This is a genomic window from Cupriavidus sp. 10L43_2 (genome assembly GCF_056395265.1).
In genome coordinates, this window is sequence record NZ_JBFTJE010000002.1 from 13,454 (window position 1) to 32,597 (window position 19,144).

16 protein-coding genes are annotated in these 19,144 nt (G+C 68.4%); 11 read left to right on the forward strand and 5 right to left on the reverse strand.

Translation table 11 applies throughout. The features are described from left to right. Nucleotides 1-101 precede the first annotated feature (101 nt). Nucleotides 102-722, reverse strand: a complete 621-nt coding sequence (locus AC1DEL_RS02385; RefSeq protein ID WP_092297759.1) for an FMN-dependent NADH-azoreductase — start codon at nucleotides 720-722, stop codon at nucleotides 102-104. A gap of 155 nt (nucleotides 723-877) precedes the next feature. On the opposite strand from AC1DEL_RS02385, the gene AC1DEL_RS02390 reads away from it, so the two are divergent. The 3 genes from AC1DEL_RS02390 to AC1DEL_RS02400 all read left to right on the forward strand — a co-directional run bounded on the left by AC1DEL_RS02390 (nucleotide 878) and on the right by AC1DEL_RS02400 (nucleotide 3,036). Continuing rightward, complete coding sequence (locus AC1DEL_RS02390; RefSeq protein WP_092297762.1) at nucleotides 878-1,897, forward strand: LysR substrate-binding domain-containing protein; 1,020 nt, start codon at nucleotides 878-880, stop codon at nucleotides 1,895-1,897. 121 nt (nucleotides 1,898-2,018) lie between these two features. After that, nucleotides 2,019-2,432, forward strand: a complete 414-nt coding sequence (locus AC1DEL_RS02395; RefSeq protein ID WP_092297765.1) for a DoxX family protein — start codon at nucleotides 2,019-2,021, stop codon at nucleotides 2,430-2,432. Nucleotides 2,433-2,436: 4 nt separating this feature from the next. Further along, a complete protein-coding gene (locus AC1DEL_RS02400; protein ID WP_441590842.1) occupies nucleotides 2,437-3,036 on the forward strand; it encodes a DUF4136 domain-containing protein in 600 nt (199 codons plus the stop codon). Here AC1DEL_RS02400 and AC1DEL_RS02405 read toward each other — a convergent pair. Then, nucleotides 2,993-4,231 carry an EAL domain-containing response regulator gene (locus tag AC1DEL_RS02405; protein ID WP_477125150.1) on the reverse strand — a complete coding sequence of 413 codons (1,239 nt, stop codon included), beginning with the start codon at nucleotides 4,229-4,231 and terminating at the stop codon, nucleotides 2,993-2,995. The two genes, AC1DEL_RS02400 and AC1DEL_RS02405, sit on opposite strands and share 44 nt — an antisense overlap. A gap of 173 nt (nucleotides 4,232-4,404) precedes the next feature. Here AC1DEL_RS02405 and AC1DEL_RS02410 point away from each other — a divergent pair, with 173 nt between their 5' ends. The 3 genes from AC1DEL_RS02410 (at nucleotide 4,405) to AC1DEL_RS02420 (ending at nucleotide 9,510) form a co-directional block, all read left to right on the forward strand. Then, on the forward strand, nucleotides 4,405-7,500 hold the full coding sequence (locus AC1DEL_RS02410; RefSeq protein WP_477125151.1) for an FtsK/SpoIIIE family DNA translocase: 3,096 nt from the start codon (nucleotides 4,405-4,407) through the stop codon (nucleotides 7,498-7,500). A gap of 32 nt (nucleotides 7,501-7,532) precedes the next feature. Further along, nucleotides 7,533-7,928 (forward strand): cupin domain-containing protein, encoded by a 396-nt coding sequence (locus AC1DEL_RS02415; RefSeq protein WP_092297777.1) that lies wholly within the window; start codon nucleotides 7,533-7,535, stop codon nucleotides 7,926-7,928. A gap of 100 nt (nucleotides 7,929-8,028) precedes the next feature. Next, nucleotides 8,029-9,510 carry an ABC transporter permease/substrate-binding protein gene (locus AC1DEL_RS02420; protein WP_441591166.1) on the forward strand — a complete coding sequence of 494 codons (1,482 nt, stop codon included), beginning with the start codon at nucleotides 8,029-8,031 and terminating at the stop codon, nucleotides 9,508-9,510. An 18-nt stretch (nucleotides 9,511-9,528) separates the two neighbouring features. Here the strand turns inward: AC1DEL_RS02420 and AC1DEL_RS02425 are convergent, their stop codons facing one another. Then, nucleotides 9,529-10,941, reverse strand: a complete 1,413-nt coding sequence (locus AC1DEL_RS02425) for an aminotransferase-like domain-containing protein (protein ID WP_441590846.1) — start codon at nucleotides 10,939-10,941, stop codon at nucleotides 9,529-9,531. A gap of 188 nt (nucleotides 10,942-11,129) precedes the next feature. On the opposite strand from AC1DEL_RS02425, the gene AC1DEL_RS02430 reads away from it, so the two are divergent. Together AC1DEL_RS02430 and AC1DEL_RS02435 are read left to right on the forward strand one after the other, a co-directional pair. After that, complete coding sequence (locus AC1DEL_RS02430) at nucleotides 11,130-12,407, forward strand: cytochrome c (protein ID WP_477125152.1); 1,278 nt, start codon at nucleotides 11,130-11,132, stop codon at nucleotides 12,405-12,407. A gap of 4 nt (nucleotides 12,408-12,411) precedes the next feature. Then, complete coding sequence (locus AC1DEL_RS02435) at nucleotides 12,412-14,265, forward strand: NAD(P)-binding protein (RefSeq protein WP_477125153.1); 1,854 nt, start codon at nucleotides 12,412-12,414, stop codon at nucleotides 14,263-14,265. A gap of 31 nt (nucleotides 14,266-14,296) precedes the next feature. Here AC1DEL_RS02435 and AC1DEL_RS02440 read toward each other — a convergent pair whose 3' ends face one another. Next, nucleotides 14,297-14,737, reverse strand: coding sequence for a MarR family winged helix-turn-helix transcriptional regulator (locus tag AC1DEL_RS02440; protein ID WP_441590852.1), 441 nt, complete (start codon nucleotides 14,735-14,737; stop codon nucleotides 14,297-14,299). A 483-nt stretch (nucleotides 14,738-15,220) separates the two neighbouring features. On the opposite strand from AC1DEL_RS02440, the gene AC1DEL_RS02445 reads away from it, so the two are divergent. Continuing rightward, nucleotides 15,221-16,420, forward strand: a complete 1,200-nt coding sequence (locus AC1DEL_RS02445; RefSeq protein ID WP_255370910.1) for a BamA/TamA family outer membrane protein — start codon at nucleotides 15,221-15,223, stop codon at nucleotides 16,418-16,420. Nucleotides 16,421-16,455: 35 nt separating this feature from the next. On the opposite strand, the gene AC1DEL_RS02450 is transcribed toward AC1DEL_RS02445, so the two are convergent. Continuing rightward, complete coding sequence (locus AC1DEL_RS02450; RefSeq protein ID WP_477108061.1) at nucleotides 16,456-16,992, reverse strand: carboxymuconolactone decarboxylase family protein; 537 nt, start codon at nucleotides 16,990-16,992, stop codon at nucleotides 16,456-16,458. Between the two features lie 152 nt (nucleotides 16,993-17,144). Here AC1DEL_RS02450 and AC1DEL_RS02455 point away from each other — a divergent pair, with 152 nt between their 5' ends. Together AC1DEL_RS02455 and ku are read left to right on the forward strand one after the other, a co-directional pair. After that, nucleotides 17,145-18,083, forward strand: coding sequence for an AraC family transcriptional regulator (locus AC1DEL_RS02455; protein WP_441590857.1), 939 nt, complete (start codon nucleotides 17,145-17,147; stop codon nucleotides 18,081-18,083). Between the two features lie 136 nt (nucleotides 18,084-18,219). After that, nucleotides 18,220-19,140 (forward strand): non-homologous end joining protein Ku, encoded by a 921-nt coding sequence (ku, locus tag AC1DEL_RS02460; RefSeq protein WP_092297794.1) that lies wholly within the window; start codon nucleotides 18,220-18,222, stop codon nucleotides 19,138-19,140. The last annotated feature ends 4 nt before the right edge of the window (nucleotides 19,141-19,144 follow it).

Below are 19,144 nucleotides of genomic sequence, written 5' to 3' on the forward strand. Positions count from 1 at the left end.
AAAAGGGCCGCGCCCGGAAGGGCGCGGCCTGGAGGAAAAACCGGTGCCAAGGGAGGCGGCACCGTTACCACGGAGGAGCGGAAAGCAGTTCTGGCAGCAGATCAGGCAGCGGCGCGGGTGGCGTCGTTCAGCGCGGCGATGGCCGTGCGGGCGGCGCTCAGGCCAGCTTCGCGGCTGTCCGGGCCCATGGCCAGGCCGTGGGCGCGCACGATCGAGATGTCGGCGATGCCCAGGAAGCGCAGGACCGTATCGACGGTGATTTCATGCAGATCCAGCGCGTCGGCGTTCTGGCGTACGCCACCACGGGACGACACCACGATGGCGCGCTTGCCCTTGAGCAGGCCTTCCGGGCCGGCTTCGGTGTAGCGGAAGGTGCGGCCAGCTTGTGCCACGCGGTCGATCCACGCCTTGAGCTGGCTCGGGATGCCAAAGTTGTATTGCGGTGCGCCAATCACGACGACGTCGGCAGCCAGCAGTTCGGCCAGCCAGGCTTCGGTGCGATCCAGTTCGGCTTGCTGCACGGCGTTCAGGCCATCCTTCGGGCCGCCCAGCACGGGCAGCAGGTTGCCGGTCAGGTGGGCCGGGGCGTCCTGGTCCAGGTCACGCACGGTCACCTTGGCGCCGGGGTTCTTGGCGACCAGGTCGGCCACCACGCTGGCGGTCAGCGAGCGCGAAACGGAGTTGTCACCAAGGACGCTGGAATCGATCTGCAGGATGTTCATGTCTTTCTCCACTAGGGTTCGGTTGGATGGAATGAATGATAGCGGCTGGGCATTGGTGCCGGTAGTGAGGCAAAATGCAAATAATTGTTCTATCTTCGCAACGACCTGCGTCCTCAACGCCCCCAATCGCCGCCATCGCCTCACCGGAGACCCGGATGCAAGACCTCAATGACCTGTCGCTGTTCGCCCAGGTGGTACAACACGGCAGCTTCTCGGCCGCGAGCCGCGCCAGCGGCGTGCCGAAGTCGCGGCTTTCCCGCCGCATTGCCCAGCTGGAGCGCGACCTGGGCGTCCAGTTGCTGCGCCGGACTACACGTCAGGTGCGCGTAACGCCACTCGGCGAGCAGTACTACGCCCGCTGCCGGGACATGCTCCAGGCCGCCGAAGCCGCGCGGGAAGTGATCGAACATGCCCGCGAGCAGCCGGGAGGATCGCTGCGCATCAGCTGCCCGGTGGCCATCGCCCAGATCCTGCTCGCCCCGTGGATCGGCGGCTTCATGCGCGCCAACCCCGGCATCAAGCTGGAAATCGACGCCACCAACCGGCGCGTGGACGTGATCGGCGAGGGCTACGACCTGGCCCTGCGCGTGCGCGACGTGCTCGAGGACTCCAGCCTCGCCGTGCGTACCTTCGGCAAGGGCGAATTGCGGATGGTGGCCAGCCCGGCGCTGCTGGACAGCATCGGCCGCCCGCGCACCCCGCAGGCGCTGGAAGGCATGCCCGGCGTCGGCCAGCGGCCGCACGATGGCAAGTTCATCTGGACGCTGTTCGACAAAGCCGGCGAATCCGTCCATATCCAGTACGACCCCAAGCTCGTCTGCGACGAATTCGCGCTGCTGCGCGAGGCCGTGCTGGCCGGCGTGGGCGTGGCCATGCTGCCGGGCATGTATTGCCGCGACGAGATCGCGCGCGGCGACATGGAAGTCGTCCTGCCCCAGTGGGATTTGCCGATGGGCGTCCTCCATGCGGTGTTTCCGTCACGCAAAGGCGTGACGCCGCCGCTGCGCCGCTTCCTCGATTTCCTGGCCGAGGTACTGCCCGAGACCGCCCGCCGGGTGGGCATGATGACGACGGGCGTCATGCCGATGCACGCGGCGCCGCCTTTCGCGGCGCCTCCGCCGTTGGCCCCGTCTTCGACCATGCTTTCGCCCCCGAAGGACGAGCCCCAGCCCTGACCCCGCCATCCGCGCATTGCGCCTTTACCTTCACGCCGGTACACACTAAGGTACTTGTGCGGCGCCCCGGAGGGCGGGGGCCGTACCCCCGTTTCCAAACCAAGGGCAAGGAGGCGCAGCAATGAGTCGCACGCAAGGTTCGCAGGACCTGGGCAAGGCCGTTATCCGGATCGTGTTGGGCGTGTTGATCCTGCTCCACGGCATTGCCAAGCTGATGGCGGGACCCGGCTTCGTCATCCAGACGGTGACCCAGGCCGGGCTGCCTTCCTATGTGGCCTACGGGGTCTATATCGGCGAGGTGGTGGCGCCCATCCTGCTGATCATCGGCCTATGGACGCGGCCGGCGGCGCTGATCGTGGCCATCAACATGATCTTCGCGCTGGCGCTGGTGCATGCGGGCCAGCTCAATATGATCAACAAGAACGGCGGCTGGGAGCTGGAGTTGCAGGGCATGTTCCTGGCCAGCGCCATCGCCGTGGCGCTGCTGGGCGCGGGCCGCCTCAGCGTGGGCGGCGTCGACGGCAAGTGGAACTGACATCATGCGCACCCATCTCCCGACCCAGATCGTGAGCCGCGCCCGGGGCGTATTCGGCGCTGCGGCGCTTGCCGCACTCGCCGGCTGCGCCACCGGCCCAGATATCCGCACCGACTACAACCGCACGGCGGACTTCTCCGCCTATCGCACCTTTGGCTTCGTCGCCCGGCCCGGCACCGACCGACAGGGCTACGAGAGCCTGACCACGCAATATCTGAAGACGGCGGTCCAGCGCGAAATGACGGCGCGCGGCTATCGGTATACCCAGCAGTCGCCGGACCTGCTCGTCAACTTCAACGCGCGGCTGCGCCAGAAGGTGGTCAGCGACCCGGCGCCGATGCCGCCGCCCGGCTACATGGGTTACTACGCCTATCGCGGCGGCATGTACGGGCCGTGGCCGGGCTACGGCTTCTACAACGACACCTACGTGTATACAGAAGGCACGCTCAATATCGATCTGGTCGATGCCCGGAAGAACCAGTTGGTCTGGGAGGGCGTGGCGCAGGGCGATGCGAGCCGCGTGGATCCGCAGGACAGCCAGCCGGCGCTGGACGCCGTCGTCACTCAGATTTTCGCGAAATATCCGTTCCGGGCGGCGCCGTAAGGCCGGCCCATGCCGGCGCCGCGGCGAGGAAATCGTCCGGCGCCAGCGGGGCCGACCACAGATAGCCCTGTCCCAGATCGCAGCCAAGCGACGCCAGCGCCGCGCGCTGCGACACCGTTTCCACGCCTTCCGCCACGCATTCGCGCCCCAGGTCGCGCGCCAGCGCAATCACGTGCCGGCAGATCGCCGTGCGCTGGTCGTCCCCATCCACATGTTTGACGAACGAGCGGTCCAGCTTGATCTGCGTGAATGGCAGATCCGCGAGTAATTTCAACGTGGCGATGCCCACGCCGAAGTCGTCGATCGCCACGCCATAGCCCAGCAGCCGCAACTGGTTGAGCGCCACGGACAGCGCCACGGTGTCCGGCACCGGGAATTCCTCGGTCAGTTCGATCACCAGTTGCCGGCGGGGCAGGCCGGCGGCGGCGACCATCGCGTCCAGCCTCGGCAGCGTCTCCGGCCGGCAAAGCGTGCGCGCCGAGGCGTTGACGCCCAGCACGATCTCCAGCCCGGCTGCGCGCAGGCGCCGATGCATGGCCACGCAGGCATCAATCGCCATAAAGACGATGGGGTCGGCGGCGTCGAGCATTTCCAGCCGGGCGATGAAACGGTACGGCGGCACGTTGCCCAGCGTGGGATGGCGCCAGCGGCACAGCGCCTCGGCCCCCGCCAGCCGGCCCGTGGCGAGGGCGAACTGCGGCTGGAGCACGATGTGGAGGCCATCGGGCACGGCGGCGAGCAGGGTGGCATCGTCGGGCGTCGCCGCGTCCGGCCGCGCGCCATCGCCCCGGGCCGCCTCGGCCAGGATGCCAGCCAACTCGGCCTGCTCCGGCGGTTTGCGCAGCGCGTGTACCGCACGCAGGCCGAGCGCTTCGGCCAGACGCTGGTGCGAATCGAGGATGTCGGCATCCTGCGCGGTCATCCAGACCCAGGCCGGTGCCGTGGCCGCGAAAGCCCGATCCCCGCGCCGCGCCAGCTCGGCCATCAGGCCCGGGCCGTTGAGCCGGGGCATCGCGATGTCGCAGAACACCACGTCGAACGATTGCGTGGTGAGCCAGTCCAACGCGGTCGCGCCATCGTCGGCTTCCACGATCTGCGTCGCGCCGAGTGCGCGCAGCATGTCGGCGGCCACCGCGCGCTGGAATGCGTGGTCTTCCACCAGAAGAATGCGCAGCGTGGAAATCGGCGAGGTCATACGGAGAGGGGGAGGAGAGAAGAACGTTGCGGCGATGGTACTCCCGCGTCGTCGCTGGTCATGCAGAGTCAGAGAATCCTCTGATTTTTGGCAATTGGCCGGGATTGGCGCCATCCGGGGCGCTCAGACCCGCTACAATCGCTGCCCGTAGTTTTGACGTTTTCATATTCATCATGGGTCTGGGCTGGTTCGGATTGTCGACCTTCTGGCTGTTGCCGCTGGCATGGCGCACAGCAACGCGCGCGCTCGCCGGCGACCGCCGGCCGTTTGGTCGTGGCTCGCTGCGGGTGTGGCTGGGTACGCTGCTGGTGCTGGGCGCCAGCGCCACGCTGGAGTCCCTGACGGCGGCCGAAGGCGAGGGCGCCGGCGGCGCCGTGGGGCACGCGCTGGCGGGGCTGGCGTCGAACCTGCTGGGCTGGACCGGCGCGCTGCTGATGATGCTGGCCGTGCTGGGGCTGGCCGCACCGATGGTCTTTGGCGAAACGTGGCGCAGCCTGTTCCTGCTGCGCAAGCCGCGCGCGCAGGAAGATGCGCCGCGTCAGCCGGCACGTCCCGCCGCACGACCCGAGTCCCGGTCCGATGCCGGCGCATTCGCTGGCGCGGCAGCGTCGCCGTCGATGGCCGCTGGCCGCGAGGGGCTGGACCGTTGGGAAACCACGTCCCTGCCTACCCATAGCGCCGCCGGCTGGAGCCCCACGCCCCCGCGCACCAAGCAGATCGAAGCCGTCTCCGCACGCAAGCAGCCCGCATGGCAGCCGCCCCCGCGCACGCGCCAGTCGCCGCCGCAACCGGGCGAGATCTGGCTGCATCACGCCGATTCGCCCGGCGCTGTGAAGGCCGCGCCCGCCAAACCGGCGGCCGTGATGCCGCCGCCAGCCGCGAAGCCGGCGCCGGTGTCGCCGGCCCGGGCCGGTGTACCCAACCCCGCTCCCACCCCTGCGCCACAAAAGCCCGCCGCGCCGCGCGCGACGGTGGTGAGCAGCCCGTTCCGCAATCCCGCGTTGGGCCTGCGCTCGGCCATCACCACGCTGCCGGAAGCCGCACAGGCTGCGACGGTAGCGGCGGCGGTGGCGGCGGCCCCGTCCGACGTGGCCGTCATGGAGCCGCCCGCCGTCACGGCGACGATGCCGATGGAGCCAGAAGTCGTGGCACGCGCGGAAGCGATCGTGAACGGGATCGACGATCTCGCCACAGTGGATACCGTGGATACCCCCGCGCCTGCCGCCGTCCCCGCGCCTGCCGCCGTCCCCGCGACACCCGACGCACCCGTGACGATGGCCGCGATCCGCCAGGAGGCCTTGGAACTGCTGGCCGAACTGCGCGCGCTGGCGGGCCGGGCAGGGCAGGAAGCGGCGCCCGATGTAGTGGCAGAAACAGTGGCAGAAACAGTGGCAGAAACGCCCGTTGCCGAGCCAGAAACGGTGGAAGAGCCCGTGGCGGCAGTGCTTGCCGAGCCGGAAGCCGCACCGGAGCCCATCGCTGAACCCCAACCCGAGCCAGAGCCGGAACCCGAACCCACGTTCTCCGTGGCGGACGCCGTGGCATCGGCCGATTTCGTCATCGAGGCGCCCACGCCGTCACCGGCCGCCGCCGAGGCATCGGAAGACGATGCAAGCGACGACACCAGCGACGACGTCCCCCCCGCGTTCGACGCCAACACGCTGGTCCAGCCCGCGCCCAAGCCGCGCATCGTGCTGCCTGCGGTGGTCGGCCGGACCGTGCCGCTGACGCCGGCCGCTGCGCCTGTAGCAACCCCCGCCCCGGTCACCCCGCCGCCGCCCCGTATCGTGGATTACCGCCTCCCGAGCGCCAGTCTGCTCGAAGCGGCCGTCGAGAACGGCGAGGAAGTGTCCGAAGAACATCTGCGCGAAACGGGCGAACTGATCGCCCAGCGTCTGGCCGAGTTCAAGGTGCCGGTGTCGGTGGTCGGCGCCAGCGCCGGGCCGGTCATCACGCGCTTCGAGGTGGATCCGGCCATGGGCGTGCGTGGTGCACAGGTGGTGGGGCTGATGAAGGACCTCGCGCGCGCGCTCGGCGTGACGTCGATCCGCGTGGTGGAAACCATTCCCGGCAAGACCTGCATGGGGCTGGAGCTGCCCAATGCCAAGCGCCAGATGATCCGGCTGTCCGAGATCGTGGCCGGCGCGGCGTTCCAGGCGCATGCCTCGCGGCTGGTGCTGGCGATGGGCAAGGACATCACCGGCAACCCCGTGGTGACCGACCTCGCCCGCGCGCCGCACCTGCTGGTGGCCGGTACCACCGGCTCGGGCAAGTCCGTCGCGGTCAACGCGATGATCCTGTCGATGCTGTACAAGGCCACGCCGGAAGACGTGCGCCTGATCATGATCGACCCCAAGATGCTCGAATTGTCCGTGTACGAGGGCATTCCGCACCTGCTGGCGCCCGTGGTCACGGACATGAAGCAGGCCGCGCACGCGCTGAACTGGTGCGTGGGGGAGATGGAAAAGCGTTATCGGCTGATGTCCGCGCTCGGCGTGCGCAATCTGGCCGGCTACAACCAGAAGATCCGCGCGGCCGAGGCGGCCGGCGAGAAGGTGCGCAACCCGTTCTCGCTGACGCCGGACGCGCCCGAGCCGCTGTCCACGCTGCCGCTGATCGTGGTGGTAATCGACGAACTGGCCGACCTGATGATGGTGGCCGGCAAGAAGATCGAGGAACTGATCGCCCGACTGGCGCAGAAGGCGCGCGCCGCCGGTATCCATCTGATCCTGGCCACGCAGCGGCCGTCCGTGGACGTCATCACGGGCCTGATCAAGGCCAATATCCCGACGCGCGTGGCGTTCCAGGTGTCGTCGAAGATCGATTCGCGGACCATCCTTGACCAGATGGGCGCCGAAAGCCTGCTGGGGCAGGGCGACATGCTGTTCCTGCCGCCCGGCACCGGCTACCCGCAGCGCGTGCATGGCGCGTTCGTGGCGGACGACGAGGTGCACCGGGTGGTGGAGCACTGGAAGCAGTTCGGCGAGCCTGACTATGATGAAGCCATCCTGGCCGGCGACACGCCGGAAGGCGCCACCGACCTGTTTGGCGAGACCGGCGGCGAGGGCGAATCCGACCCGCTGTACGACGACGCGGCCTCGTTCGTGCTCAACTCGCGGCGGGCGTCGATTTCCGCCGTGCAGCGCCAGCTGCGCATCGGCTACAACCGTGCCGCACGGCTGATCGAGCAGATGGAAGCGGCGGGGCTTGTCTCGCCGATGGGCCGCAACGGCACGCGCGAGGTGCTCGCCCCGGGCGGACCCGAGTAACGCCCCGGCAGGCCGGGCGGAGGAAACCAGCGATGACACCGATCCACGGCAACCTGCTGCAAGACGTGCCGGCGAACGCGCCGGGCGAGGTGTTTACCGCGCTGACCCAATGGCCGGGTGCCGGAGATGTGCGGATCGAGCGGATCGTCTCCAACGGGCAGGCCAGCCCGCCCGGCTTCTGGTACGACAACCCCGAGGACGAATGGGTGGTCGTGGTCAGCGGCAGCGGCGCGGTGGAGATCGAGGCCGGCGCCACGCACACGCTGGGCGCCGGCGACTGGCTGCACCTGCCGGCCCATTGCCGCCACCGCGTGGCCTGGACCGACGCCGCCCAGCCGACGATCTGGCTGGCCGTGCATGTTGCACGCCAGCCCTCCGGCGACCAACCCCCCGGCCAATCCGCCAACCAGGCTGGCCCAACTTCCTGATCCACTGCCGTTATGATGTCGGGACATCCCCACGCGGAGCCCCGGCTTGCCTGCCTCGACCCAGCGTTTTCCCACCGCATTCCCGCTGCTCGTGGCGTGGATGGCGCTCATGGCGGCCCTGCTGTGCGCCCGCCCTGCCCAGGCCGAGCCGCTGCGCGTTGGCTCCAAGCGCTTCACCGAGTCGTACATCCTCGGTGAAATCCTGACCCAGACTGCCGCCGCTGCGCACAGCGAGGCGCGCCATCTGCCGGGCCTGGGCAACACCGCCATCGTCTTCGAGGCGCTCAAGGCGGGCAGCATCGACCTCTATCCCGACTACACCGGCACGCTGGCCGGCGAGATCCTGAAGCTGCCGCCGGGCGCCACGCTGGCCCAGATCAACGCGGCGCTGGCGCCGATGGGCCTTGGCGCGGGCATCCCGCTGGGCTTCGAGAATACCTATGCGATTGCGGTGGCCGACGCCCGCGCGGGCAATCTGCGCAAGCTGTCCGACCTTGCCGGCCAGCCCCGGCTGCGGCTTGGCCTGTCGCACGAGTTCCTGGGCCGGGCCGATGGCTGGCCGATGCTGGCGCAGCGCTATGGCCTGACGCAGCGGCCGGTCGGCATCGACCATGGCATTGCCTACGAGGCGCTGGCCGAGGGGCAGATCGACGCCACCGACATCTATTCCACCGACGCCAAGATCCGCAAATTCCACCTGCGCGTGCTGGAGGACGACCGGCATGTCTTTCCACCTTACGAAGCCGTGATCGTCTATCGGCTCGACGCGCCGCGCCGGCATCCGGCCGCATGGCAGGCGTTGCAGGGGCTGGCCGGCCGGATCAGCGTGACGGACATGATCGACATGAACGCGGCGGCCGAGATCGATGGCGAGTCCTTCGGGGCCATCGCGCGGCGGTTCGTGGGCGGGGCGGGGGGCGCGTCGACGGGGGAAAAGAAGGGCGACCGGCGCGATGGCCTCGGCGGGGTGCTCTGGAGCGCCGATACCTGGCGGCTGACCGTGCGGCATCTGTCGCTCGTCGGCGGCGCAGTAGGGGCGGCCACGCTGCTGGGCGTGCCGCTCGGGATTGTCGCGGCGCGCCGGCGCCGGCTCGGGCAGGCGGTGTTGGCCGTGGTGAGCGTCTTGCAGACGATTCCCTCGCTGGCCCTGCTGGCCATGCTGATCCCGCTGCTGGGCCAGATCGGCGTCTGGCCGGCCATGGTTGCGCTGTTCCTCTACGCGCTGCTGCCCATTGTCAGAAACACCTGTACTGGATTGCAACAAATCGCGCCGGGCATGCGGGATGCGGCGCGCGCGCTGGGCTTCCGGACCGGGCAGGTGCTGCGCTATGTGGAGTTGCCGCTGGCGATGCCGATCATCCTGGCCGGTGTGAAGACGGCCGCCATCATCAGCGTGGGCACGGCGACCATCGCCGCCTTCGTCGGGGCCGGCGGCTACGGCGAGCGGATCGCCACCGGTCTGGCGCTCAACGATTCCACGCTGCTGCTGGCCGGCGCCGTGCCGGCGGCGGTGCTGGCCCTCGTCATGCAGGGCGGCTTCGGGCTGGTGGAAGCCTACTGGGCCTGGCGTCGCCGCGCCTGAATCGTCGGGCTTCGTCGGCTATCGGCCGGCTTTCGCCAGTGTGCCCAGTGTCTTCACCGCAGCCTCGGCCGTCTCGTTCCAGGCGTGCCCGTAGTTGATCCGGATGCAATGGCGAAAGCCCTGCCGCGCTGAGAACACCGGCCCCGGCGCAATGCCGATACCCGCCGCCCGGGCCGCCTGATGCAGCGCCAGCGCGTCGAAGCCTTCGCCCAACTCCACCCACAGGAAATAACCGCCGTCAGGCCGCGATACGCGTACATCGTCGGGGAAATACCGGCCAATGGCGTCGATCATCTGCCCCTGCTGCATTTCCAGCACATGGCGCAGCCGGCGCAGATGCTTGTCGTAGCTGCCATGGCGCAGGTATTCGGCCAACGCCAGCTGCGTGGGCACGCCGGCGGAGAGCGTAGTCATCAGCTTCAGATGGCGGATGGCCTCGCCGTAGCGCCCGGGCGCCACCCAGCCGATGCGGAAACCCGGCGCCAGCGTCTTCGAGAACGAACTGCAGTGCATCACGAGCCCTTCGGTGTCGAACGCCTTGGCCGGCAGCGGGCAGCGGTTGCCGAAGTACAGCTCGCCATAGACATCGTCCTCGATCAGCGGCACGCCGTGGCGCGCGAGCAGGGCCACCAGCGCGCGCTTGCGGTCCTCGGCCATGCTGGCGCCCATCGGGTTCTGGAACTGGGTCATGAACCAGCACGCTTTGATGCGATGGCGCCCGAGGGCGGCCTCCAGTGCGTCCAGATCGAGGCCATCGACGGGATCGACCGGAATTTCCACCGCCTTGAGCCGGAGCCGCTCCAGCGCCTGGAGCGCGGCGTAGAACCCCGGCGATTCAATGGCCACCACATCGCCCGGCTCGGTCACGGCCATCAGGCAGAGGTTCAGGGCGTCGAGCGCGCCGTTGGTGACGATGATGTCGTCCACCGGCTGCGGCGCGCCGGTGCCGAGGTAGCGCAGGCCGATCTGCTGCCGCAGCGCGGCATTGCCCGGCGGCAGGTCGTCCACGCTGTTCCACGGATCGAGTTCGCGGCCGGCGCGCGCCAGCGCCTTGCCCAGCCGCTCCCACGGGAACAGCTCGGGCGAGGGAAAGGCGGAGCCGAACTGCACCAGATCGCGCTCGCGCGCGCCGTCGAGCACGGAGAAGACCAGCCGGGAGACATCGACCTCGGTCGACACCTTCTGCGGCGCGTGCGCCCGGGGCGCCGGCAGCACGCGGGTGGCCGCGCCCGCCACGTAGTAGCCGGATCGCTCGCGCGCCCGCACCAGCCCGCGCTCCTCGAGCCGGTAGTAGGCCTGGAAGGCCGTGGACGGGCTCACGCCATACTGGGCCACGGTCTTGCGGATGGAGGGCAGGCGCGTGCCGGGCGGCAGCGTGCCGTTGCGGATGTCGGCGGCCAGTGTCTCGGCCAACGCTTCATAACGTTTCATGCTTTGGGAATCGGCGCAAATCTGATACGGTAAAAAGTCATGCGGCTGATTCTGTTCCGTTTCGGGCTCAGGCCGCAAGATGTCGGGTCCAATCCGTCCCCATGCAGTCCGATTACAGGATGCGCCCCATGCGATGTTTCGGAAGGTGGTTGCCGGCCGCCCTCGCCGCGCTTGCGGCCTTGACCGTGATGAGCGTACTGACTGCGCTGCCCGCGCGGGCAGCGGCGCCGGCGAGCGCGCCGTCCCCGGAGCAGATCGCACGCGGCCGCTACCTGGCCGGCATCGCTAACTGCGCCGCTTGCCATACCAAGGAGGGCGGGGCGCCCATGGCCGGCGGTCTGCCGCTGCGCACCGGCGCCGGCACGGTCTATTCGACCAACATCACGCCTGACGCCGCCACGGGCCTCGGCGAGTATTCGCTCGATGATTTCGACCGCGCCGTTCGCCGCGGCGTGGCGCGCGACGGCAAGCGCCTCTATCCGGCCATGCCGTACACGTCCTATGCCCGCATGACACGTGACGACGTGGCGGCGCTCTACGCCTACCTGCGTGCCGAGGTCAGGCCGGTCAGCCAGTCCAACCCGGACGCCGAGATGCGCTGGCCGTACAACATGCGCTGGCTGCTGGTGCCCTGGAACTGGCTGAATTTGCGCGATGACCCCGTGCGTACCGATGCCTCCAAGGGCGCCGCCTGGAACCGGGGCGCCTACGTGGTGCAGGCCGTGGCGCACTGCGGCGCCTGCCATACGCCGCGCGGGCCGCTGTATGGGGAGAAGGGCCTGGACGAGCGCAGCCGGCATTTCCTGGCTGGCGCGTCCGTCGAAGGATGGTCGGCCACCAACCTGACGGGCGACCAGATCACGGGCCTCGGCGCGTGGACGAAGGCGGACGTGGCCGAGTACCTGCGCACCGGCCGCAATGCCCACGCCACCTCGTTCGGGCCGATGTCCACGGTGATCGCCGCGTCCACGCAGCATATGGCGCCGGGCGACCTGGACGCCGTGGCCACCTATCTGAAGTCACTGCCCGGCACGCGCGGCGAGACCCAGCCATTCCGCTACGACCCCACCGTGACCACGCTGCTGGAGCAGGGTCGATTCGATGCGGCCGGTGCGCGCCAGTTCGCCACGTTCTGCATGCCCTGCCACAACGCCAGCGGACGTGGCTTCGCGCGGGTGTTTCCGCCGCTGGCGGGCAACCCGACCGTGGCCGATCCAGACCCGGCGTCGCTGATCAACCTGCTGCTCGAAGGCGCCGTCACCGCGCGCGTGAGCACCGCGCCCACCGATTACCACATGCCCGGCTATGGCTGGACCATGGAAGACCAGGAGCTGGCCAACCTGCTCACGTTCATCCGCGGCAGCTGGGGCAACCGTGCCGCGCCCGTGACGGAGGCCGCCGTGGCCGCCCGCCGGCGCGAACTCGGCACGCCCACGCCCGAACCCGCACGGCCTCCATCGCGCTGACGCCATGACGATCACTCGCAGAGACTTCCTCAATGGCGCCGCGCTGACCATCGCGGCCGGTATCGCCCCGGCGGGCTTGGTGCGTGCACAGGCCACGGCGGCCGGCTACCCGCCGGCGCTCACCGGGCTGCGCGGCAACCATGCCGGCACGTTTACGCTGGCCCACGGGCTGGCGCGCGAAGGCACCACATACCCGACCGTGCTGGCGCGTGAGTCGTATGACCTCGTGGTAGTGGGCGGCGGCATCAGCGGGCTGGCGACGGCCTGGTTCTATCGCCAGAAGTTCGGCGCGGACCGGCGCATCCTGATCCTCGACAATCACGACGACTTCGGCGGCCACGCCAAGCGCAACGAATTCACGGTGCGCGGCAAGACGCTGGTGAGCTATGGCGGCAGCGCCGAGATGCCGCCATCCGCCACCGACAGCGCGGCCATGCGCACGATGCTGGCCGGGGTGGGCATCGACATCCGCACCGCGCCGGCACCCGGCCCGGGCGACGCTTATCAGCGCCGGGGGATGGGCCGCGCGGTGTTCTTCGACGCCGAGCACTTCGGCCGCGACCAGTGGCTCGCGGGCGATCCGTTCGCAGACGGGATCGATGCCCGGAACGCCGCCAGCCAGCCGCCCGCCGACGGCATCGCCCATTTTCTCGATGCCGCGCCACTGCCCCCGGCAGACCGGCAGGCGCTGCTGCGGCTGGCGCAGGGCGGGGTGGATTACCTCGCCGAGATGAGTGGGACCGATCGCACGGCCTACCTCCAGCGGACGCGCTATGCGATCTTCTTGCGCGAGAAAGCGGGGCTTGGCCTGCCGGCCGTGCGTTTCCTGCGCAGCCGCAGCCACGATGCCTATGCGCTCGACGCGGACGGCATCTCGGTGGCGCAGGCTATCGCCATCGGTCTGCCGGCGGGGGCGGGCATGCCCAAGCCGGTGCTCGATCCGCGCCTCGGCAAGTCGCCAGCCTCGCGGCTCTGGTTTGCCGATGGCAACGCCACGCTGGCCCGGGCGCTGATCCAGGCGCTGGTGCCGGGCGTGTCCCCGGCATCGCGTGGTGGCGCGGGGCTGGCCGATGCCCGCTTCGACTATGCCCGGCTGGACCGCGACGGCAGTCCGGTGCGCGTGCGCCTGAACAGTACGGCGGTGGCCATCGAACCCGATGTGCGCATCACGCGCGTGACCTATGGCTGGCAAGGCAACCTGCAACGCGTGGAGGCGCAGCACGTGGTGGTGGCCGGCTACAACATGATGGTGCCGTTCATCCTGCCGACGCTGCCGGTGCCGGCCAAGGCCACGCTGCGCGCGTGCGTGAAGGCGCCGCTGGTGTATACGAAGGTGGCGCTGGACGACTGGCGCGCCTTCGAGACCCTCAAGGCGTGGCGCATTCATGCGCCGACCATGGCGTACTCGGACCTGTGGCTGGAGGCGCCGGCTGGTGCTGCGGCCGATCCGGCCAATCCGGCGGTGCTTCACATGCTCTACGTGCCCACGGTGCCGGACAGCGGCATGAGCGCGCGCGAGCGCTTCCGCGCCGGTCGCGCCTTCCTGCTGGGCACGCCCTTCGACGCCCTCGAGCGCGAAATCCGCGCCCAACTGGACCGCATGCTGGCCCCGGGCGGCTTCGCTTCATCGAAACAGATACGTGGGATTACGCTGAACCGCTGGGCGCATGGCTACAGCTATATGCCGGGCGGGCTGGCGCCCGACGACGCCTCGCTGCAGGCCGCGCTGGAACAGGCGGGGCGAGGGGTCGGCAATGTGCGGATTGCCGGCGCGGACAGCGCCGGCAGTGCATCGGTGACGGGCGCGGTGGATACCGCGTGGCGCGCCGTGGACAGCCTGTCTCGCCCCGCAGCCTAGCGGGGCAGGAGCGGGAGGCGGGCGGCTCCGGTCAGTTGCCGGTGACGAACTTCTGGAGCAGCCGGCGGAATTCCTCGAATTCCTGCTCGCTGAAGCCCTTCAGGTGATGGTTCAGCACCTCGGGCGCGATATCGGGGATCTGCGTGGCGACGGCCTTGCCTTTCTCGGTCAGGATCAGATTGACCACGCGCCGGTCGTCGATGCTCCGGCTGCGCTCCAGCAGCCGCTTTTCCTCCAGCTTGTCGAGCATGCGCGTCATCAGTCCGCTGTCGATGCCGAGCAGCTTGCTGATCTCGAACGGCGTGGTCGCCATGCCGCGGTTCAGCGACAGCAGGATGCCCATCTGCTGGCCATTGATGTCCAGCGGACGCAGGGCCGAATCCATCTCCAGCAGCAGGCTGTTGCGCGCCTTGTTGAGATGGAAGCCAATGCTCTGTGTGAGCTGGAAGTTGTCTTTGGTGTAGTGGTTCACTGCGCTTACCCCCTCTTGCATCCAATCGATCAAGCCGCGCGACGGCTCGCCAGCGCGTGAGCGCGGCTGATACGGCCGTCTGTTCTTTGCCTTCGGTGGCGTGCGCGCATACGCGGTGCGCGCCGGGACATGTGCCCCATGCCATGTCCGCAGCTAGTCTGGCAAATCTTGTAAAAAATGTGAATTCAATTTTATTGTGATTTGATGTAAATGCCGCTGGTATCTAAATTGCCGCCCAAGAATAATCCCCTAGATAATCACCCATCCGGGTGGCACGATTTCCTTCGAGATAATGATGGATGACCCAAGCGGGTAAGTTGCAAGGTACGGCATCGACACTGGCGCAGGGCGCCTGGAAAAGAAAACTAAACACGCGCGCAAGAACGTTCATATCGGCGATCCGGTCATGGAGGCGCAGGCTACGTTACATTCGCCGCAGGGCGTCGCCCCGTTTAGCACGCCAGCTCATCGATGAGAGCCACCATGCATCCTTTCGCCCGGGCCTCGATGGCGGGCCTGATTGCGGCCGCCGCATCGGTGGGCCATGCCCAACCGGTGCCGGACGCGCTGGTCCCTTCGCAGGCACAGCCACCAGCCGCCCCGCCAGGCAAGTCGGAAAAACCGCCGCTGTCGTTCTTCGACCCCGAGGACGGCATGCTCGACATGAGCGATTTCCTGCTCCACCACAAGGGCGCGCTGCCCGTGCCGACCATCATCACGGAGCCGGCCGTCGGCTATGGCTTCGGGCTCGGGCTGCTGTTCTTCTCGCAATCGCTGGCCGACCGGGCCGCCGAGGCCCACGCCAGCGGCGAGGGCCCTGCGCCACCCAACATCACCGGCATCGGCGGCGCCTATACCGAAAATGGCACCTGGGCGGCCGGGCTCGCGCATTTCCATACCTGGCAGGGCGACCGCATCCGCTACCTCGGCGCGATCGCCAAGGTGAGCGCGAATCTGGAGTATTTCGGCTTGTCGAACCAGCCGCGTCACTATTCGCTGGACGGGGTTTTTCTGGTGCAGCAGGTGCTATTCCGCGTGGCCGATTCGCACTGGTATGTCGGACCGCGCTATACCTATTTCGATTCCACGGCCACGTTCAAATTCGGCGGCAACGCCCCGGAAGTGGGGGGAGTGACCAGCGAACAGCGCATCGGAAAGGGTGCACTCGTGGTCGATTATGACTCCCGCGACAATATTTTCTTCCCGGGCAAGGGGATTTATGCCGAATTCGAGGCCCAGTTCGCGCGCGGGGCGCTCGGCAGTTCGCAGGACTTCAATATGTATAACGCCCGGGGTTTCACCTGGCTGCCCATCGCCCGCACGCTGATCCTGGGGCTGCGCGCCGACACCAAGTTCTCGACGGGTGATGTGCCGTTTTATGCACAGCCCTATGTCGACCTGCGCGGCGTACAGGTAGGCCGCTACCAGGACCGCAACGCCGTGGTTTCCGAGGTGGAGTTGCGTTGGGACGTCACGCCGCGCTGGTCGGTGCTCGCCTTCAGCGGGGTGGGCAAGGCCTACGGACGCTGGAACGACTTCTCGGACGCCAGCACCGTGGTCAGCGTGGGCACCGGCTTCCGCTATGTCATCGCGCGGAAGCTGGGGATTTCGATGGGGATCGACATCGCCCACAGCCGGGACCAGAACGCCTTCTATATCCAGATGGGCAGCGCGTGGCGCTGAGTGGCTGACCACGCACCGCCCATCCGCCCTGATCCTTACACGGCCGGGAAGTCCAGTGTGGTGTCGTTCAGGCGATTGATCATATTGGTGAAGAGGATGGCGCCGACCGCGTGCACCGCCTCCACGATCTGCGTGTCGTTGAAGCCGGCGGCGCGCACTGCCTCCACGCTCGCGGCCGGCAACGTGCCGCGCGTGCCCACCAGTTCGAGGACGAAGCGCACCAGCGCGTCGGTCCGGGCGTCCTGCGGATAGCTGCCCTGGCGCAATTGGCGCGTTTCCTCAGCGGTATAGCCAGCCAGCTTGGCGATCATCGTGTGGGCGGCCACGCAGTAGTCACAACCGCTGTGCTCGCTCACGGACAGGTTGATCGCTTCCCGTTCACGCGCAGAGAGTGAACTTCCCTTGACGACTTCGCCGACCTGCAGCGTCTGCGCCAGCACGGCCGGCGCGTTGCTGCCGATGGTGGCGTACATATTCGGCACCTTGCCGAGGCCCTTGCGGATGGCGCCAAACAGTTCGGCGGTCTGGCCGGTGGCTTGCTGGACGGGGGCGGTATGGAGACGGGTGGTCATGATTGCAACTCCTTGCTGATGCGATGGGTGAGAGTTCTGGGTTCCTTGCTGCGGAGACACCGTGCTGCGTGGCGCTTCCTTGGACTCCATAGTAGGAGCGCCGACGATCCGAATGGACTAGAATTCACTCAACTATTTGCTCAATCGTCTCAATGGATAGTCTCAGCGAACTCGTACGCCTGCTCGCGCCATCGGGCACCGTGGACCTGCATTGCCGCGTGGCGGGGGTCTGGTCGACCTTCAACGCCCAGGCTGCGCCGGGGCACGTGCCGTATCACGTGATCCTCGAAGGTGAGATCGAGATTGCCGTGGGCGATGGCCGCCTGCGCGCCACCGCCGGCGACGTGCTGCTGTTCCCGCATGGCGCCGCCCACACGCTGATCGGCCTGCAGGCCGGCTCGCGCGCCGTGGCGGCGTCGCGCCATTTCAACGGGGTGGTCACCGAAGTCACCGTGCCCGGCGCCGCCGCGCCGCTGGACATCCTGTGCGGCACCTTCGTGCTGGGCAGTTCGGCCGATGTGCTGCTGCGCACGCTGCCGGAGGTGCTGTGCATCGGCACCGACGATCCCAACCTTAACGGGAATGCGAGCTGGCTGCGCGGGCTGATCGGCATGATGCATGCCGAGGCGGACCGGCCACGGCCGGGTGGGGCGGCGATTGTGGCGGACCTGTCCACGGCGCTGTTCACGGTGCTGCTGCGGGCCTTGATCGATCGGGGCGGGGTGTCGCGCGGGCTGATCGCGCTGATGGCGGACGCCCGCATGGCGCGCGTGGTGGAGGCGGTGGTGCGGGCGCCCGAACAGCCGTGGACCGTCGATAGCCTGGCCGCGCTGTGCAACGTCTCGCGCGCGACCCTGGCGCGGCGCTTCAGCCAACTCGGCGGCATGACCCCGCTGGAACTGGTGACCACGCTGCGCATGGATCGCGCCGCCCGGCTGCTGCGGCAGGACGGGCTCTCCGCCGCCGCCGTGGGCGAGCAGTGCGGCTACGCCTCGCAGGCCGCGTTCGGCCGCGTGTTCGCCCAGCATTTCGGCATCGCCCCGGGCGCGTACCGGCGCCAGCATCGTGCGCGCCGGGCCGCCGACGATTGATCGATGTGAGCCATGATCGACATTTTTGCTGTGGGAGGTGATCCGTCACGAACATGCGGCACCCGCCCGCTGGCGGGCAGGGCCCCGCGTTGACTAGACTCGACGGAACGACAGGAATCTCCAGGAGGGCTGCGCCATGGCCGCACGTTCCATCGCCTCGCTATCCATCAGCTTCGGGCTGGTGTCGATTCCCGTGAAAGTGTTCTCGGCCACCGAGAGCAAGTCCGGCATCAGCTTCAACCTGCTGCACAAGGGCTGCGGCTCGCGCCTGCGCCAGCAGTACATCTGCCTGAAGGAAGACGTGGTGGTGGAGCGCGCCGAGATGGTCAAGGGCTACGAGTTCGAGAAAGACCGCTACGTCACGTTCACGCCCGAGGAGCTTTCCGCGCTGGAAGAGGCCGCGCAGCAGACCATCGACATCGTCTCGTTCATGCCCGCCGGCGCCATCGACCCGATCTACTACGACAAGCCCTACTACCTGGGCCCGGACAAGCGCGGCGCCAAGCCGTACAACCTGCTGGCCGAGGCCATGCGCAAGACCAAGACCTGCGCGCTGGCCAAGTGGTCGTGGAAGGGCAAGCAGTACATGGTGCAGATCCGCGTCGGCGACGATGGCCTGATCCTCCAGCAACTGCTTTATGCCGACGAAGTACGCGACATGGCCGACCTGCACGTCGAGGAGACCGACGTGCAGCCCGCCGAACTGGCGCTGGCGCAGCAGTTGATCGAGCAAAACTCGGTGAAGGGCTATGACGCCTCGGCCTATACCGACGAGGAGAAGCAACGCATCCTCGAGCAGATCGACAAGAAGATCTCCGGCAAGAAGATCACCGTGGCGGCCGAGGCCCCGGCGCCGTCCGGCGGCGAGGTCATCGACCTGATGGAGGCCCTGCGCAAGAGCATCGGCGCGAACAAGCGCCAGCCGGCGGCGGCCAAGAGTGCGGGGAAGGTTGCCGCCCCCGCTGCCGAAACCGCGCCACGCAAGACCGCCCGCCGTGCCGCTGCGGCGCCGGCCAAGACCGCCGCCGAGCCAAAACGCGCTCGCAAGCAGGGCTAGCGCG

Excerpts from the sequence above, each read along its gene's own strand:
- AC1DEL_RS02445 (WP_255370910.1), top strand. The coding sequence starts at position 15,221 with ATGCATCCTTTCGCCCGGGCCTCGATGGCGGGCCTGATTGCGGCCGCC.
- AC1DEL_RS02455 (WP_441590857.1), top strand. The coding sequence starts at position 17,145 with ATGGATAGTCTCAGCGAACTCGTACGCCTGCTCGCGCCATCGGGCACC.
- AC1DEL_RS02430 (WP_477125152.1), top strand. The coding sequence starts at position 11,130 with ATGAGCGTACTGACTGCGCTGCCCGCGCGGGCAGCGGCGCCGGCGAGC.
- AC1DEL_RS02420 (WP_441591166.1), top strand. The coding sequence starts at position 8,029 with ATGGCGCTCATGGCGGCCCTGCTGTGCGCCCGCCCTGCCCAGGCCGAG.
- AC1DEL_RS02450 (WP_477108061.1), bottom strand. The coding sequence starts at position 16,992 with ATGACCACCCGTCTCCATACCGCCCCCGTCCAGCAAGCCACCGGCCAG.
- AC1DEL_RS02400 (WP_441590842.1), top strand. The coding sequence starts at position 2,437 with ATGCGCACCCATCTCCCGACCCAGATCGTGAGCCGCGCCCGGGGCGTA.
- AC1DEL_RS02425 (WP_441590846.1), bottom strand. The coding sequence starts at position 10,941 with ATGAAACGTTATGAAGCGTTGGCCGAGACACTGGCCGCCGACATCCGC.
- AC1DEL_RS02405 (WP_477125150.1), bottom strand. The coding sequence starts at position 4,231 with ATGACCTCGCCGATTTCCACGCTGCGCATTCTTCTGGTGGAAGACCAC.
- AC1DEL_RS02415 (WP_092297777.1), top strand. The coding sequence starts at position 7,533 with ATGACACCGATCCACGGCAACCTGCTGCAAGACGTGCCGGCGAACGCG.
- AC1DEL_RS02385 (WP_092297759.1), bottom strand. The coding sequence starts at position 722 with ATGAACATCCTGCAGATCGATTCCAGCGTCCTTGGTGACAACTCCGTT.
- AC1DEL_RS02395 (WP_092297765.1), top strand. The coding sequence starts at position 2,019 with ATGAGTCGCACGCAAGGTTCGCAGGACCTGGGCAAGGCCGTTATCCGG.
- AC1DEL_RS02435 (WP_477125153.1), top strand. The coding sequence starts at position 12,412 with ATGACGATCACTCGCAGAGACTTCCTCAATGGCGCCGCGCTGACCATC.
- AC1DEL_RS02410 (WP_477125151.1), top strand. The coding sequence starts at position 4,405 with ATGGGTCTGGGCTGGTTCGGATTGTCGACCTTCTGGCTGTTGCCGCTG.
- AC1DEL_RS02390 (WP_092297762.1), top strand. The coding sequence starts at position 878 with ATGCAAGACCTCAATGACCTGTCGCTGTTCGCCCAGGTGGTACAACAC.
- ku (WP_092297794.1), top strand. The coding sequence starts at position 18,220 with ATGGCCGCACGTTCCATCGCCTCGCTATCCATCAGCTTCGGGCTGGTG.